The following is a 16481-nucleotide window of genomic DNA, read 5'->3' as shown; positions in this document are numbered from 1 at the left end:
TCAGACCGCCCTCATCAGCAGGGTCGCGGCGGCGAGGACCGCCGCGCCGCCGAACATCGAGACCGCGTAGGACCGCGCGAAGCCGTTCTGCAGCCTGCGCATCCGCCCGGACAGACCGCCCACGGAGGCGGCCGTGCCGTTGACGACCCCGTCGACCAGGGTGTGGTCGACGTACACCAGCGAGCGCGTGAGGTGCTCGCCGCCGCGGACCAGGACCACATGGTTGAAGTCGTCCTGGTACAGGTCGCGGCGGGCGGCCCGGGTGAGCAGCGAACCGCGCGGGGCGACGGCCGGCACGGGGCGCCGTCCGTACTGCGCCCAGGCGACCGCCACGCCGATCACCATCACCGCGACCGTGGACAGCGTCACCGTCAGCGCGCTGACCGGCGGGTGTCCGTGGGCGTGCCCGGTGACCGGCTCCAGCCAGTGGATGAAGCGGTCGCCGATGCTGAAGAACGCGCCGCCGAACACCGACCCGACGGCCAGCAGGATCATCGGGACCGTCATGACCTTCGGCGACTCGTGCGGGTGCGGCGGCTCGTAGGCGCCGCCGGTCTGCGCGGCCGGCTCCACGTCCGGGGAGGCCGGGGACGGTGTCGGCGCGTTGCGCCAGCGCTCCTCGCCGAAGAAGGTCATCAGCATCACGCGCGTCATGTAGTAGGCGGTGATGGCCGCGCCCAGCAGGGCGCAGGCGCCGAGGACCCAGCCCTCGGTGCCGCCCTTGGCGAACGCCGCCTCGATGATCTTGTCCTTGGAGAAGAAGCCGGACAGGCCGGGGAAGCCGATGATCGCGAGGTAGCCGAGCCCGAAGGTGACGAACGTGACCGGCATGTACTTCCTGAGGCCGCCGTAACGGCGCATGTCGACCTCGTCGTTCATGCCGTGCATGACCGAACCGGCGCCGAGGAACAGACCGGCCTTGAAGAAGCCGTGCGTCACCAGGTGCATGATCGCGAAGACGTAGCCGATCGGGCCGAGGCCCGCGGCCAGCACCATGTAGCCGATCTGCGACATGGTCGAGCCGGCCAGCGCCTTCTTGATGTCGTCCTTGGCGCAACCGACGATCGCACCGAACAGCAGCGTGACCGCGCCGACGACGGTGACGACCAGTTGCGCGTCCGGGGCGCCGTTGAAGACGGCCGCGGACCGGACGATCAGGTACACGCCCGCGGTCACCATGGTCGCGGCGTGGATGAGGGCCGACACCGGGGTCGGGCCCTCCATCGCGTCCCCGAGCCAGGACTGCAGCGGCACCTGGGCGGACTTGCCGCACGCGGCGAGCAGCAGCATCAGGGCGATCGCGGTCAGCTTGCCCTCGCCCGCGTCACCGGCGAGACCGGCCTCCCCGTGGCCGCCGAGCACCGGCCCGAAGGCGAAGGTGCCGAACCACAGGAACATCAGCATGATCGCGATGGACAGGCCCATGTCACCGACGCGGTTGACCAGGAAGGCCTTCTTCGCGGCCGTGGCCGCGCTGGGCTTGTGCTGCCAGAAGCCGATCAGCAGGTAGGAGGCGAGACCGACGCCCTCCCAGCCGACGTACAGCAGCAGGTAGTTGTCGGCGAGGACCAGGATCAGCATCGCCGCGAGGAAGAGGTTCAGGTAGCCGAAGAAGCGGCGGCGCCGCTCGTCGTGCTCCATGTACCCGACGGAGTAGAGGTGGATCAGCGAGCCGACGCCGGTGATCAGCAGCACGAACGTCATCGAGAGCTGGTCGAGCCGGAAGGCGACGTCCGCCTGGAAGCCCTCCACCGGGATCCAGCTGAACAGGTGCTGCACGACCGTGCGGTCCTCGGCGCCCTTGCCCAGCAGGTCGGTGAAGAGCACCAGGCCGAGCGCGAAGGAGACGGCGGCCAGGGCCGTGCCGATCCAGTGGCCGACGGCGTCCAGCCGGCGTCCGCCGCACAGCAGGACCACCGCTCCGAGCAGAGGCGCCGCCACCAGCAGCGCAATCAGGTTCTCCACGATTCAGCAGCCCCTCACAGCTTCATCAGGCTGGCGTCGTCGACCGAGGCCGAGTGGCGGGAACGGAACAGGGACACGATGATCGCCAGCCCCACCACGACCTCCGCGGCGGCGACGACCATCGTGAAGAACGCGATGATCTGGCCGTCGAGGTTGCCGTGCATGCGGGAGAAGGCGACGAACGCCAGGTTGCACGCGTTGAGCATCAGCTCGACGCACATGAACACCACGATCGCGTTGCGCCGGATCAGCACACCGGTGGCGCCGATGGTGAACAGCAGCGCCGCCAGGTACAGGTAGTTGACGGGATTCACTTCGACGCCTCCTCGGCCCGCTTGAAGACCGGCGGCTCGATCGCGCGGCGCTCCAGGCGCTCCTCCGCGCGCTGCTCCATCGCCCGCAGGTCGTTGATCGCCTCCCGCGACACGTCACGGACCTGGCCGCGGTCCCGCAGCGTCTTGCTGACGGTGAGGTCCGACGGGGTGCCGTCGGGCAGCAGGCCCGCGATGTCGACCGCGTTGTGCCGGGCGTAGACGCCGGGCGCGGGCAGCGGCGGCAGGTACCTGCCCTCGCGGACGCGCTGCTCGGCCAGTTCGCGCTGGGTCTTGGCCCGCTCGGTGCGCTCGCGGTGGGTGAGCACCATGGCGCCGACGGCCGCCGTGATGAGCAGCGCGCCGGTGATCTCGAAGGCGAAGACGTAGCGGGTGAACATCAGGGAGGCGAGGCCCTGGACGTTCCCCCCGGCGTTGGCCTCGCCGACGCCGCTGAACTCGCTCAGCGAGGCGTTGCCGATGCCGCCGACCAGCAGGATGCCGAAGCCCAGCCCGCACAGCAGGGCCAGCCAGCGCTGGCCCTTGATGGTCTCCTTCAAGGAGTCCGCGGCCGTGACGCCGACGAGCATCACCACGAACAGGAACAGCATCATGATCGCGCCGGTGTAGACGACGATCTGCACGACGCCCAGGAAGTAGGCGCCGTTCGCCAGGTAGAACACGGCGAGGACGATCATCGTGCCGGCGAGGCAGAGCGCGCTGTGCACGGCCCGCCGCATGAAGACGGTGCACAGGGCGCCGATCACGGCGACGGTGCCGAGGATCCAGAACTGCACGGCCTCGCCGGTGGAGGTCGCATACGCGGCGAGCTGTTCGGTCATCGCCCGATCACCTTCTCCGAGGCCGGCTCCTCCGGGCCGAACGTGGACTCGGCCTCCTGGACCACCTCACCCTTGGAGTGGGCGACCTGACGCTCCGTGCCGGGCGTCGCCTCGGTCACCAGACCGCGGTAGTAGTCCTGTTCGTCCGTGCCCGGATACATGGCGTGCGGGGCCTCGACCATGCCCTCGTCCAGGCCGGCGAGCAGCTGCTCCTTGGTGTAGATGAGGTTCGCCCGGCTGGAGTCGGCCAGTTCGAACTCGTTGGTCATCGTCAGCGCGCGCGTCGGGCACGCCTCGATGCACAGGCCGCACAGGATGCAGCGGGCGTAGTTGATCTGGTAGACGCGGCCGTACCGCTCGCCGGGCGAGTAGCGCTCCTCGTCCGTGTTGTCCGCGCCCTCGACGTAGATCGCGTCGGCGGGACAGGCCCAGGCGCACAGCTCGCAGCCGACGCACTTCTCCAGGCCGTCCGGATGGCGGTTGAGCTGGTGCCGTCCGTGGAAGCGCGGGGCCGTGGTCTTCTGCTGCTCCGGGTACTGCTCGGTGAGCCGCTTCTTGAACATGGCCTTGAAGGTCACGCCGAAGCCGGCCACCGGGTTCAGGAAACCGGGCTTGGTGTCCTTCGGTTCCTCAGCCATCGGACGCCTCCTTTCCATCCGTAGATCCGCCCTGGGATTCGTCACTGTGAGTATCGGGTCCGCCACTGACAACGAGCTCCCGCTCGTGACGCGGGCGGCGCCGCGGCACCGGGGGCAGCTCCTGCCCGGGCAGCGGCGGCACGGGGAACCCGCCCGCCATCGGGTCGAACGGAGGCTGGTCCGCGGGCTGTGCGGTCTCCTCGCCCCGGCCGCGGAACATGTCGGCGACGAAGGAGAGGAGCAGCAGGACGAGCACGCCGCCGGCGATGTAGAGCGCGATGTCGGCGAACTCGTAGTTCTCGTTGCGCAGCGCCCGGACCGTGGCGACCGCCATCAGCCACACCAGGGAGACCGGGATGAGGACCTTCCAGCCGAGCTTCATCAGCTGGTCGTAGCGGACGCGCGGGAGCGTGCCGCGCAGCCAGACGAAGCAGAACAGCAGGGTGAGCAGCTTGCCGGTGAACCAGAGCATCGGCCACCAGCCGTGGTTGGCGCCCTCCCAGAAGGTGCTGACCGGCCAGGGGGCCCGCCAGCCGCCCAGGAAGAGGGTCACCGCGACCGCCGAGACGGTCACCATGTTGATGTACTCGGCGAGCATGAACATCGCGAACTTGATCGACGAGTACTCGGTGTTGAAGCCGCCGACCAGGTCGCCCTCGGACTCCGGCATGTCGAACGGGGCGCGGTTGGTCTCGCCGACCATCGTCACGATGTAGATGAGGAACGACACCGGCAGCAGCAGCACGTACCAGCGGTCGGCCTGCGCCTCGACGATCGTCGACGTGGACATCGACCCCGAGTAGAGGAAGACGGAGGCGAACGCGGCGCCCATGGCGATCTCGTACGAGATCATCTGGGCGCAGGAGCGCAGGCCGCCCAGCAGCGGGTAGGTGGAGCCGGAGCTCCAGCCCGCCAGGACGATGCCGTAGATGCCGACCGAGGCGACCGCGAGAATGTAGAGCGCCGCGATCGGCAGGTCGGTGAGCTGCATCGTGGTGCGCTGGCCGAAGATCGAGATCTCGTTGCCGGCCGGCCCGAAGGGGATCACGGCGAACGCCATGAAGGCCGGGATGGCCGCCACGATCGGCGCGAGGACGTAGACCGCCTTGTCCGCGCGCTTGACGACGACGTCCTCCTTCAGCATCAGCTTCACGCCGTCGGCGAGCGACTGGAGCATGCCCCAGGGGCCGTGCCGGTTGGGGCCGATGCGCAGCTGCATCCAGGCGACGACCTTGCGCTCCATGACGATGGAGAGCAGCACGGTCACCATCAGGAAGGCGAAGCAGAACACCGCCTTGACGACGATCAGCCACCAGGGATCGCGGCCGAACATCGAGAGGTCTTCAGCGGCGAGGTACGGGCTCATGCCTCCACCTCCTGGGGAGCCTCGCCGGCGAGGGTCGCCGGGCCGATGCGGACGAGGGAGCCGGGGAGCGCCCCGGTGCCGGAGGCCACCCCGCCGTCCGTGGAGTTCAGCGGGAGCCAGACCACCCGGTCGGGCATCTCGGTGACGGACAGCGGCAGTTCGAGCGTCCCGGCGGGGCCGGTCACCGCGAGCGTGTCGCCGTCCTTCACGCCGACCTCGGCGGCCGTGGCGGCCGAGAGCCGGGCGAGCGCGGCGTGCCGGGTGCCGGCCAGCGCCTCGTCGCCCTGCTGCAGCAGGCCGAGGTCCAGCAGGAGCCGGTGACCGGCCAGCACGGCCTCGCCGGCGGCCGGCCGGGGCAGGGCGCCCGCGGTCTCCACCGGGTCGGCGGCGCGCGGGCCGTCCCACGGTCCGAGCCGGTCGATCTCCGAGCGGATCGTGCGCAGGTCCGGCAGGCCCAGGTGCACGTCCATCGCGTCGGCGAGCATCTGCAGCACGCGCGCGTCGGTGGGCGCCACCCGCCGGGTCATCTGGTCGGGCTTGAGCGCCGCCTCGAACAGCCGCACCCTGCCTTCCCAGTTGAGGAAGGTGCCGGCCTTCTCGGCGACCGCGGCGACCGGCAGGACCACGTCGGCGAGCTCGGTGACCTCGCCGGGCCGCAGCTCCAGGGAGACCACGAACCCGGCCTCGGCGAGCGCGGCCCGGGCGCGGGCCGGGTCGGGCAGGTCGGCGACCTCCACGCCCGCCACCAGCAGCGCCTGGAGGTCGCCGCGGGCGGCGGCCTCGACGATCTGCGCGGTGTCCCGGCCGTAACGGTGCGGGAGTTCGGCGACGCCCCAGAGGGCGGCCACCTCCTCCCGGGCGCGCGGGTCGGTCGCCGGGCGGCCGCCCGGCAGCAGCGACGGCAGCGCACCCGCCTCGATCGCGCCCCGCTCCCCGGCCCGGCGCGGGATCCACACCAGCCGGGAGCCGGTCGCGGTGGCGAACCGCACGGCCGCGGTGAGCCCGCCCCGTACGGCGGCCAGCCGCTCGCCGACGACGACCACCGCGCCCTCGGAGCGCAGCGCCTCGGCGGCCGCGGCCCCGTCGCCCTCCAGGCCGACGCCGCTCGCCAGCGCGTCCAGCCACTCGGTCTCGGTGCCCGGGGCCGCCGGCAGCAGCGTGCCGCCGGCCTTGGTCAGCCCCCGGGTGGCGTGCGTGGCCAGCGCGAAGGTGCGCTGGCCGTGGGCGCGCCAGGCCTTGCGCAGCCGCAGGAAGACGCCGGGCGCCTCCTCCTCGGACTCGAAGCCGACCAACAGGACCGCCGGGGCCTTCTCCAGCGCCCGGTAGGTGACGCCGGTGCCGTCCAGGTCGACGCCGCGTCCCGCGACGCGCGCGGCGAGGAAGTCGGACTCCTCCGTGCTGTGCACGCGCGCACGGAAGTCGATGTCGTTGGTGGCGAGCGCGACCCGCGCGAACTTGCTGTACGCGTAGGCGTCCTCGACGGTCAGCCGGCCGCCGGTCAGCACACCGGTGCGGCCCCGCGAGGCCAGCAGGCCCTGCGCCGCGATCTGCAGCGCGTCCGGCCACGACGCCGGCTCCAGCTCGCCCTCCGGGTTGCGCACCAGCGGGGTGTCGAGCCGGTCCCGCTGCTGCGCGTACCGGAACGCGAAGCGGCCCTTGTCGCAGATCCACTCCTCGTTGACCTCGGGGTCGTCGGCGGCGAGCCGCCGCATGACCTTGCCGCGCCGGTGGTCGGTGCGGGTGGCGCAGCCGCCCGAGCAGTGCTCGCACACCGACGGCGAGGAGATCAGGTCGAACGGGCGGGAGCGGAACCGGTAGGCGGCCGAGGTGAGCGCGCCGACCGGGCAGATCTGGATGGTGTTGCCGGAGAAGTACGACTCGAACGGGTCGCCCTCGCCGGTGCCGATCTGCTGGAGCGCGCCCCGCTCGACCATCTCGATCATCGGGTCGCCCGCGATCTGGTTGGAGAAGCGGGTGCAGCGGGCGCACAGCACGCACCGCTCGCGGTCCAGCAGCACCTGGGTGGAGATCGCGACGGGCTTCTCGTAGGTGCGCTTCTTGCCGTCGAAGCGGGACTCGGCGTTGCCGTGCGACATCGCCTGGTTCTGCAGCGGGCACTCGCCGCCCTTGTCGCAGACCGGGCAGTCCAGCGGGTGGTTGATGAGCAGCAGCTCCATCACGCCCTTCTGGGCCTTCTCCGCGACCGGCGAGGAGAGCTGCGTCTTCACCACCATTCCGTCGGTGCAGGTGATGGTGCAGGACGCCATGGGCTTGCGCTGGCCCTCGACCTCCACGATGCACTGGCGGCAGGCGCCGGCCGGCGCGAGCAGCGGGTGGTCGCAGAACCGGGGGATCTCGATGCCGAGCTGCTCGGCGGCCCGGATGACCAGGGTGCCCTTGGGCACGCTGATCTCGGCGCCGTCGATCGTCAGCGTGACGAGGTCCTCGGGCGGGACCGCCGCCTCTCCCCCTCCTGAGGGAGCGTTGGTGGTCACAGTCATGCGTGCACCTCCGTACGGTCGGCCCAGACCGTCGACGCGGCCGGGTCGAAGGGGCAGCGACGGTCCGTGATGTGCTGCTCGTACTCCTCGCGGAAGTACTTGAGCGAGGAGAAGATCGGCGAGGCGGCGCCGTCGCCGAGGGCGCAGAAGGCCTTGCCGTTGATGTTGTCGGCGATGTCGTTCAGCTTGTCGAGGTCGGACATCTGTCCCTTGCCGGCCTCGATGTCCCGCATCAGCTGGACGAGCCAGTACGTGCCCTCGCGGCAGGGGGTGCACTTGCCGCAGGACTCGTGGGCGTAGAACTCGGTCCAGCGGGTGACGGCGCGGACCACGCAGGTGGTCTCGTCGAAGCACTGCAGCGCCTTGGTGCCGAGCATGGAGCCCGCGGCGCCGACCCCTTCGTAGTCGAGGGGGACGTCGAGGTGCTCGTCGGTGAACATCGGCGTCGAGGAGCCGCCCGGCGTCCAGAACTTCAGCCGATGGCCGGGCCGCATCCCGCCGCTCATGTCGAGCAGCTGGCGCAGGGTGATGCCGAGGGGCGCCTCGTACTGGCCGGGGCTCGCCACATGGCCGCTGAGGGAGTAGAGCGTGAAGCCCGGGGACTTCTCGCTGCCCATCGAGCGGAACCACTCCTTGCCCCGGTTCATGATGGCGGGAACCGAGGCGATGGACTCGACGTTGTTCACCACCGTGGGGCAGGCGTAGAGGCCCGCGACGGCGGGGAAGGGAGGACGCAGCCTGGGCTGGCCGCGACGGCCCTCGAGGGAGTCGAGCAGCGCGGTCTCCTCACCGCAGATGTACGCGCCCGCGCCCGCGTGCACGGTGAGTTCGAGGTCGAGTCCGCTGCCGAGGATGTTCTTGCCGAGGAGCCCGGCCTCGTACGCCTCGCGCACGGCCGCGTGCAGCCTGCGCAGCACGGGGACGACCTCGCCGCGCAGGTAGATGAACGCGTGCGACGACCTGATGGCGTAGCAGGCGATGACGATGCCCTCGATCAGGCTGTGCGGGTTGGCGAAGAGCAGCGGGATGTCCTTGCAGGTCCCGGGCTCCGACTCGTCGGCGTTGACGACGAGGTAGTGCGGCTTGCCGTCGCCCTGCGGGATGAACTGCCACTTCATGCCCGTCGGGAAGCCGGCGCCGCCGCGTCCGCGCAGCCCGGAGTCCTTGACGTACGCGATGACGTCGTCGGGCGACATCGCGAGCGCCTTGCGCAGGCCCTCGTAGCCGTCGTGCCGGCGGTAGACGTCGAGCGTCCAGGACTTCTCCTCGTCCCAGAAGGCCGACAGCACCGGCGCGAGCAGCTTCTCCGGGCTGGTGTCCTTCAGTTCGGGTGCCAAGGTCATCACTCCCCCTCCTCGGCGACGGGTCCGGACGGGTGGGACGGGTCGGAGGCCGCCGTGTCCTGCGGCGCGTCGTGCGAGCTGAGGTGCTCGGCGGGGGACGGCTCGTGCGGCGGGGCGTCCTGCGGCGCCTCGCCGCGCGGGTGCACCACGCGCGCGGGAGCGGCCTCGCCCTTGGCCAGCTTCAGGCCGATCAGGGAGGCGGGGCCCGCGCTGCCGGTCGCCTCGACGGCCCCCTCGCGCTCGTCGGGGAAGCCGGCCAGGATCCGCGCGGTCTCCTTGAACGTGCACAGCGGCGCGCCGCGGGTGGGCGCGACCGGGCGGCCGGCGCGCAGGTCGTCGACCATCCGCTTGGCGCTCTCGGGGGTCTGGTTGTCGAAGAACTCCCAGTTGACCATCACGACGGGCGCGTAGTCGCAGGCCGCGTTGCACTCGATGTGCTCCAGGGTGACCTTGCCGTCGGCGGTGGTCTCGCCGTTGCCGACGCCCAGGTGCTCCTGGAGCTCCTCGAAGATCGCGTCGCCGCCCATCACCGCGCACAGGGTGTTGGTGCACACCCCGACCTGGTAGTCGCCGCTCGGGCGGCGCCGGTACATGGTGTAGAAGGTGGCGACCGCGGTCACCTCGGCCGTGGTCAGGCCGAGCGTCTCGGCGCAGAACCGCATGCCGGTGCGCGTGACATGGCCCTCCTCCGACTGCACCAGGTGCAGCAGCGGCAGGAGGGCGGACCGGGAGTCCGGGTAGCGCGCGACGATCGCCCGCGCGTCGGTCTCCAGCCGGGCCCGGACGTCGTCCGGGTAGTCCGGCGCGGGCAGTTCCGGCATGCCCAGGCTGACGCCCCGCTCGGAAGAAGAGGTGGTCACCGGTCGACGCCTCCCATCACGGGGTCGATGGACGCGACGGCGACGATGACGTCGGCGACCTGGCCGCCCTCGCACATCGCCGCCATGGCCTGAAGGTTGGTGAAGGACGGGTCGCGGAAGTGGACCCGGTAGGGGCGGGTGCCGCCGTCGGAGACGACGTGCACCCCGAGCTCGCCCTTGGGCGACTCGACGGCCGCGTAGGCCTGGCCCGGCGGGACGCGGAAACCCTCGGTGACCAGCTTGAAGTGGTGGATCAGGGCCTCCATGGAGGTGCCCATGATCTGCTTGATGTGGTCGAGGGAGTTGCCCAGTCCGTCGGGTCCCAGGGCGAGCTGGGCGGGCCAGGCGATCTTCTTGTCGGCGACCATGACCGGGCCGGGCTCCAGCCGGTCCAGGCACTGCTCGACGATGCGCAGCGACTGGCGCATCTCCTCCAGCCGGATCAGGAACCGGCCGTAGGAGTCGCAGGTGTCGGCGGTCGGGACGTCGAAGTCGTACGTCTCGTAGCCGCAGTACGGCTGGGCCTTGCGCAGGTCGTGCGGCAGGCCGGTGGAGCGCAGGATCGGGCCGGTCGCGCCGAGGGCCATGCAGCCGGCCAGGTCGAGGTAGCCGACGTCCTGCATGCGGGCCTTGAAGATGGGGTTCCCGGTGGCGAGCTTGTCGTACTCGGGGAGGTTCTTCCGCATCTTCTTGACGAACTCGCGGATCTGGTCGACCGCGCCGGGCGGCAGGTCCTGGGCGAGTCCGCCGGGGCGGATGTACGCGTGGTTCATCCGCAGACCGGTGATCAGTTCGTAGATGTCGAGGATCAGCTCACGGTCACGGAATCCGTAGATCATGATCGTGGTGGCGCCGAGCTCCATGCCGCCGGTGGCGATGCACACCAGGTGGGAGGAGAGCCGGTTCAGCTCCATCAGGAGCACCCGGATGACCGAGGCGCGGTCCGGGACCTCGTCCTCGATGCCGAGCAGCTTCTCGACCGCGAGGCAGTACGCCGTCTCGTTGAAGAACGGCGTCAGGTAGTCCATGCGCGTCACGAACGTGGTGCCCTGGGTCCACGTCCGGTACTCGAGGTTCTTCTCGATGCCGGTGTGGAGGTAGCCGATGCCGCAGCGGGCCTCGGTGACCGTCTCGCCGTCGATCTCCAGGATCAGGCGGAGCACCCCGTGGGTGGACGGGTGCTGCGGTCCCATGTTGACGACGATGCGCTCGTCGTCGGTCCGGGCCGCGGTCTCGACGACCTCGTCCCAGTCGCCGCCGGTGACGGTGTAGACGGTTCCCTCGGTGGTCTCGCGAGGGTTGGCGTGCGTGCTCACGAGTACGACCTCCGCTGGTCCGGAGCCGGGATCTGGGCGCCCTTGTACTCGACGGGGATGCCGCCGAGGGGATAGTCCTTGCGCTGCGGATGGCCCTGCCAGTCGTCCGGCATCATGATCCGCGTCAGGGCCGGGTGACCGTCGAAGACGATGCCGAAGAAGTCGTACGTCTCGCGCTCGTGCCAGTCGTTCGTCGGATAGACGGAGAACAGCGACGGGATGTGCGGGTCGCTGTCCGGCACGCTGACCTCCAGGCGGATCACCCGGTTGTGGGTGATCGAGCGCAGGTGGTAGACGGCGTGCAGCTCGCGCCCCTTGTCGCCCGGGTAGTGCACCCCGCTGACGCCGGTGCACAGTTCGAACCGCAGCGCGGGGTCGTCGCGCAGCGTCCTCGCCACCCGCACGAGGTGCTCGCGCTCGATGTGGAAGGTGATCTCACCGCGGTCGACGACCGTCTTCTCGATGGCGTTCTCCGGGAGCAGGTCCTGCTCCTCCAGCGCGCCCTCCAGTTCGTCGGCGACCTCGTCGAACCAGCCGCCGTACGGGCGGGCCGCCGGTCCCGGGAGCCGGACCGAGCGGACCAGGCCGCCGTAACCGGAGGTGTCGCCGCCGCTGTCGGCGCCGAACATGCCGCGCTGGACGCGGATCTCCTCGCCGCCCTGTCCGCGCTGGCCGGGGAGGTTCTCGGCGGAGAGCTCCTTCTCGGGGTTCACGCCGTCACCCGCGGTGTTGTTCGCGTCGCTCATCGCAGCAGCCCCTTCATCTCGATCGTGGGCAGGGCCTTGAGCGCCGCCTCCTCCGCCTCGCGGGCCGCCTCCTCGGCGTTCACGCCGAGCTTGGAGCTCTGGATCTTCTGGTGGAGCTTGAGGATCGCGTCCATCAGCATCTCGGGGCGGGGCGGACAGCCGGGGAGGTAGATGTCGACCGGGACGACGTGGTCGACGCCCTGGACGATCGCGTAGTTGTTGAACATGCCGCCCGAGGAGGCGCAGACCCCCATGGAGATCACCCACTTGGGGTTCGGCATCTGGTCGTAGACCTGCCGGAGCACCGGCGCCATCTTCTGGCTGACCCGCCCGGCGACGATCATGAGGTCCGCCTGCCGCGGCGAGCCGCGGAAGACCTCCATGCCGAAGCGCGCCAGGTCGTAGCGGCCCGCGCCGGTGGTCATCATCTCGATGGCACAGCAGGCGAGGCCGAACGTGGCGGGGAAGACGGACGACTTGCGCACCCAGCCCGCGGCCTGCTCGACGGTGGTCAGCAGGAATCCGCTCGGCAGCTTTTCTTCGAGTCCCATGACTTATGGCCCCTCAGTCCCATTCCAGGCCGCCGCGCCGCCATACGTACGCGTACGCGACGAAGACGGTGAGCACGAAGAGCAGCATCTCCACGAGCCCGAAAATCCCCAGGGCGTCGAAGGTGACGGCCCAGGGGTAGAGGAAGACGATCTCGATATCGAAGATGATGAAGAGCATCGCCGTCAGGTAGTACTTGATGGGGAAGCGCCCGCCGCCGGCCGGCGTGGGGGTCGGCTCGATGCCGCACTCGTAGGCCTCGAGCTTCGCCCGGTTGTACCGCTTCGGACCGATCAGCGTGGCCATGACCACGGAGAAGATCGCAAAGCCTGCCCCGAGGGCTCCCAGTACGAGGATGGGCGCATACGCGTTCACCGCTCCTCGCTCCTCTCAGTCGGCACTGACTGCTGGCGGTTGTGCAGCGGGCCCGTCGCCTCACCAGCCCCACGAACCACGCCCGCCCCGGCGAAGATCGAGAACATGTGAAGCAGGTCACAAGCCCAACCGCTCCGCATCTTATGCCTGTGGGTCTGTGATCTGCGACACGGGGTATTGCACAAGCTTTGTGATCTCCACCACCTGACGAACGATCATGAAGTCGGATGAGCGGTGATCTTCACACGTCAAGCATCCACGTGATCACCAAAGGTGACATCTTGATCCGTCGGCCCAGCTCAGAGGGGTCCCGGAGGAGGCGTCTCCATATCAAGACGATTCCTCTGCATGCAAATTGGCGCTGGACGGGTTGTCTTGATAGAGGCCCCGTTCACACGTCAGGGGGGTCGCGAGGCGCGATGTGGACGTGTGCACGCGTTCACGAAGTCCGGGGTGGCCGACGGACGCCCTGGCGACCCCTGCCGTTCCGTGACGTCCGTCACATTCCTGAGGGGCCCTCAGGAGCGGGGCTTGGCCAACCATCCCAACCGGTGGTAAGCGAGGAGCAATTCGGGCGTAACGATGAAAGTGCGTGATCACGGCCCGGTCACGGCCGCCCGCAATGTCCGTTGTGGCGTCAATGGAGAGGGACGTGCGGGGAATTTGGGCCCCCGATTGAACAACTGTGGCGCAGCACACGTTTCTTGAAGATATGAAGCAGCCCCTGGTACCGGTTGTTCCCATGTCCCACACCGCTCACATACGCAGCCACCGGAAGCCCCGCCGCACCGCGACCTCCACGATCGCCATGCGGGCCGGAGTTGCCGGTGGCGTCCTCAGCACCCTGGCAGTGGCCGGGGCGTCCAGCGCGGCCAACGCGGCCGAGCCGGTGACGCAGACCCTCGAACTGCCCACCCTGACGGCCGACCTGGCCGCCCAGGTCGCCGAGTCCGCGGACGCCACCCAGCAGGCGGCCGCGAACTACCAGCTGCAGGCCGAGCGTGACGCAGCGGCCGCCGAGGCCGCGAAGCAGGCCAAGGCGGACCTGGCCGAGGCCAAGAAGAAGGCCGAGGCGAGGAAGAAGGCGGCCGAGGAGGCCCGTCAGGCGGCCGCCGAGCGCGCGGCGCGCGACGCCGAGCGCCCCGCGCTCACCACGGAGACCGCGACCGCGACCGCGACCGTCTCCGCGCCGGCCGGCGGCAGCGTCGCGACCGTCCTCGCCTTCCTCCAGGCGCAGGTGGGCGACGCCTACGTCATGGGCGCCACCGGCCCCAACGCCTGGGACTGCTCCAGCCTGGTGCAGGCCGCGTTCAAGCAGGTCGGTGTGGACCTGCCGCGCGTCTCCCAGGACCAGTCGATGGTGGGCACCGACATCCCGCTGTCGCAGATCCAGCCCGGCGACATCCTGTACTGGGGCGGCAAGGGCTCCGCGTACCACGTGGGCGTCTACATCGGGAACGGCCAGTACCTGGACGCCGCCAACCCCTCGAAGGGCGTCGTCATCCAGGACCTCTCCGGCTACCCGGCGTCGGGCGCCGTCCGCGTGCTCTGACCCACGTCTCCACGGACCGAAGGGCCGCTGCCTCACCGAGGCGGCGGCCCTCCGTGTCGTCCGGCCGGCCATGAGGCCGCCAAACCAGGGCAAGATCACCGTATTGCCCGAATTGCACCCCTGTCGGCGTGCGTTGACGGCAGGCGAGCAGTCACCGTGCCGCTCGCCGCGCCCCGTGACAGGCCCTCACGGGGCTTCGGAACCACGAGGGGGCCGGAGGGTCCGCCGAGGCGGGCTCCGGCCCCCACAGGGGCGTCACAGCGACGCGCGCGTCAGACGGCTGCCTCTCCGTCGCGGCCGGCGCGACGGCGCTGGTACACCACGACGGCCGCGCCGAGCCCCAGCGCGAGCACCGCCGCGCCGCCGAGCAGGCCCACGCCCTGGGCGCCGGTGAGCGCCAGACCGCCGTCGGCGTCGTCGCCCGCACCGCCGCCGGAGGCGGAGTCGGCGTCGTCCGTGCCGGTCCCGTCGCCGGAGCCGTCCCCGTCACCGGCGCCGGGCGCCGACGGGCCGTCCGACGGGCCGCCGTCGGAGCCGCCCGTGCCGTCGTCGCCGGGCTCGCCGGGGGCGTTCAGCACGATCCACGCGACGTCGTTCGACGGGTCGGAGTCGAAGGGGTTGTCCCACTCGGGCATCGCCACCCGGCCCCTGGCGCCCTCCACGACCTCGTCGACGCGCAGCTCGAACGGGAAGGTGAGCCGGGCGTCCTCGAGCAGCGGCGTCGCCACCGAGCAGCGGTAGCCCGGCACGCTGCCGTCGACGGTGATGGTCCGGCACTTCTCGGGCGCCGAGGTGACGGTCGATCCCTCGGGCGCGACCACCGTGAAGGAGAACGGCTCCCCGCCGGAGCGCAGCGCGCTGATCCAGGCCGGCCCGTTGTTGGCGAACCCGATCTCCGCCGTGACGGTGTCCCCGGCCGCGCCGGACGCGGAGGCGCCGGTGAGCTCCAGGTCGTAGGTGTTGGTCGTGGGCAGGTCCAGCTCGGCGTACTTGGTGTACTGCGCCGGGTCGGCGTCCCCGGCCCGCTCCAGCGTCAGGTCCGGTCCGCTGCCCTGCCGGCGCCCCTCGTGCAGCGTCTTCTCCTCGCCCGGCTCCAGGGGCCGGAACGAGGAGGAGAAGATGTCGTGCAGCGCGAAGTCCGCGGTCTTCACCCGCACCGGGCCGGCCAGGGTGTACGCCGCTCCCGCCTCGAGGGTGTCGGGGAAGGCGCAGAGCACCTCGGTGTGCTGCCGCAGCAGCGGTCCGGTGTCCACCACGGTCGAGGAGCAGTTGCCGAAGTCGTCCGGGAAGGACAGCCCGCGCGAGCCGTACAGCCGCAGCACCGCGCCCTCGGACGGCACGCCGCCCACGTTCATCACGCCCAGCGGCGGCTCGAAGGTCTCGCCGGCCTTCAGGTCCTTCGGCAGGGTGAGCGCGCGGTTCAGCAGCTCGGGGCCGCCGACGCGCACGTCGACGGTGAGGGGCGTGAACTCGAGGCCCTCGCCCTCGCCGGTGACGACGATGCTGCCGGTGTCGCCGGCCTCGCTGTCGTCGGTGAGGTCGAGCCGGATGCCGCCGAGCCGGTTGTACGTCGTGCCCGCGTACAGGTCGTAGCCCGAACAGACCGCGACCAGGCCGTCGGCGTCGCAGGGCAGGTCGGCCTTCGCGACGCCCTTCAGCCCGCGGGCGTCGATGCGGATCGTGTACTCCCCGCGGTACACCGCCGGAACCTCGCCGTCGCCCTCGAACTCCTCGCCCGGGACGTCGAGCCGGAGGTCGACCTGCGGCTCCGTGGGGTCACCGTTGTCCGAGTGGAGGGACAGGTCCACCCGGTCCTCGCCCGTGATCACCACCGGGAGGGGTGCGTCGGCCGCGTGGGCCGCGCCCTGGACCCCGGCCGCGGCCAGCGCCGTGGCGCCCACCGCTCCCAGCGCCGCGAGCCGCGCGCGCAGCCGTCTCGCCTGCTGTGTCATGAAAAGGCTCTTTCGTCGAACGGGACGTGCCCGGCTGGGTCACGTCCCGTTCGACACCGCCCGGAGTCGATCAGTTGTTCACGGATGCGTCACGCGACGGTCACGATCGGACACCGCGCCCGGAGATGCCGGACATGCCCGCCGACTCCGGTCACGCGCCCGGCC

The 16481-nt window shown here is 70.7% G+C and carries 14 protein-coding genes; 1 reads left to right on the top strand and 13 read right to left on the bottom strand.

From position 1 onward, the window contains the following. The 12 genes from nuoL to ACP7TJ_RS18950 are packed head-to-tail and all read right to left on the bottom strand — an operon-like array spanning window position 1 to window position 12812. Window positions 1-1965 (bottom strand): NADH-quinone oxidoreductase subunit L, encoded by a 1965-nt coding sequence (gene nuoL, locus ACP7TJ_RS19005; RefSeq protein WP_167745052.1) that lies wholly within the window; start codon window positions 1963-1965, stop codon window positions 1-3. Between the two features lie 14 nt (window positions 1966-1979). Next, complete coding sequence (gene nuoK, locus ACP7TJ_RS19000; RefSeq protein WP_004927567.1) at window positions 1980-2279, bottom strand: NADH-quinone oxidoreductase subunit NuoK; 300 nt, start codon at window positions 2277-2279, stop codon at window positions 1980-1982. Next, window positions 2276-3118, bottom strand: coding sequence for an NADH-quinone oxidoreductase subunit J (locus ACP7TJ_RS18995; protein WP_093765411.1), 843 nt, complete (start codon window positions 3116-3118; stop codon window positions 2276-2278). Before ACP7TJ_RS18995 ends, nuoK begins: the two co-directional genes overlap by 4 nt. Then, window positions 3115-3756 carry an NADH-quinone oxidoreductase subunit NuoI gene (nuoI, locus tag ACP7TJ_RS18990; protein WP_427764086.1) on the bottom strand — a complete coding sequence of 214 codons (642 nt, stop codon included), beginning with the start codon at window positions 3754-3756 and terminating at the stop codon, window positions 3115-3117. The genes ACP7TJ_RS18995 and nuoI overlap by 4 nt, the downstream gene beginning before the upstream one ends. Beyond that, window positions 3749-5122 (bottom strand): NADH-quinone oxidoreductase subunit NuoH, encoded by a 1374-nt coding sequence (gene nuoH / locus ACP7TJ_RS18985; RefSeq protein ID WP_228915364.1) that lies wholly within the window; start codon window positions 5120-5122, stop codon window positions 3749-3751. Before nuoH ends, nuoI begins: the two co-directional genes overlap by 8 nt. Further along, window positions 5119-7623, bottom strand: coding sequence for an NADH-quinone oxidoreductase subunit G (locus ACP7TJ_RS18980; protein ID WP_193458702.1), 2505 nt, complete (start codon window positions 7621-7623; stop codon window positions 5119-5121). The genes nuoH and ACP7TJ_RS18980 overlap by 4 nt, the downstream gene beginning before the upstream one ends. Next, the gene (gene nuoF / locus ACP7TJ_RS18975; protein WP_093765408.1) at window positions 7620-8966 is read right to left on the bottom strand and encodes an NADH-quinone oxidoreductase subunit NuoF; all 1347 of its coding nucleotides are present in this window, start codon (window positions 8964-8966) and stop codon (window positions 7620-7622) included. Before nuoF ends, ACP7TJ_RS18980 begins: the two co-directional genes overlap by 4 nt. Further along, complete coding sequence (nuoE, locus tag ACP7TJ_RS18970; protein ID WP_093765407.1) at window positions 8966-9826, bottom strand: NADH-quinone oxidoreductase subunit NuoE; 861 nt, start codon at window positions 9824-9826, stop codon at window positions 8966-8968. Before nuoE ends, nuoF begins: the two co-directional genes overlap by 1 nt. After that, a complete protein-coding gene (locus ACP7TJ_RS18965; protein WP_093765406.1) occupies window positions 9823-11142 on the bottom strand; it encodes an NADH-quinone oxidoreductase subunit D in 1320 nt (439 codons plus the stop codon). The genes nuoE and ACP7TJ_RS18965 overlap by 4 nt, the downstream gene beginning before the upstream one ends. Next, the gene (locus tag ACP7TJ_RS18960) at window positions 11139-11888 is read right to left on the bottom strand and encodes an NADH-quinone oxidoreductase subunit C (protein ID WP_093765405.1); all 750 of its coding nucleotides are present in this window, start codon (window positions 11886-11888) and stop codon (window positions 11139-11141) included. The genes ACP7TJ_RS18965 and ACP7TJ_RS18960 overlap by 4 nt, the downstream gene beginning before the upstream one ends. Beyond that, window positions 11885-12439, bottom strand: a complete 555-nt coding sequence (locus tag ACP7TJ_RS18955) for a NuoB/complex I 20 kDa subunit family protein (RefSeq protein ID WP_006133126.1) — start codon at window positions 12437-12439, stop codon at window positions 11885-11887. Before ACP7TJ_RS18955 ends, ACP7TJ_RS18960 begins: the two co-directional genes overlap by 4 nt. A gap of 13 nt (window positions 12440-12452) precedes the next feature. Then, window positions 12453-12812 carry an NADH-quinone oxidoreductase subunit A gene (locus tag ACP7TJ_RS18950; protein ID WP_003974383.1) on the bottom strand — a complete coding sequence of 120 codons (360 nt, stop codon included), beginning with the start codon at window positions 12810-12812 and terminating at the stop codon, window positions 12453-12455. A 712-nt stretch (window positions 12813-13524) separates the two neighbouring features. On the opposite strand from ACP7TJ_RS18950, the gene ACP7TJ_RS18945 reads away from it, so the two are divergent. After that, window positions 13525-14364: a C40 family peptidase gene (locus ACP7TJ_RS18945; protein WP_093765404.1), complete on the top strand. Its 840-nt coding sequence runs from the start codon at window positions 13525-13527 to the stop codon at window positions 14362-14364. A gap of 272 nt (window positions 14365-14636) precedes the next feature. Here the strand turns inward: ACP7TJ_RS18945 and ACP7TJ_RS18940 are convergent, their stop codons facing one another. Next, window positions 14637-16316 carry a hypothetical protein gene (locus tag ACP7TJ_RS18940; RefSeq protein ID WP_427764077.1) on the bottom strand — a complete coding sequence of 560 codons (1680 nt, stop codon included), beginning with the start codon at window positions 16314-16316 and terminating at the stop codon, window positions 14637-14639. Between the last annotated feature and the right edge of the window lie 165 nt (window positions 16317-16481).

This window comes from Streptomyces sp. DSM 41931 (assembly GCF_050271085.1).
GTDB classification, from domain to species: Bacteria; Actinomycetota; Actinomycetes; order Streptomycetales; family Streptomycetaceae; genus Streptomyces; species Streptomyces albogriseolus.
This window is presented reverse-complemented; position numbering and strand designations above follow the sequence as displayed.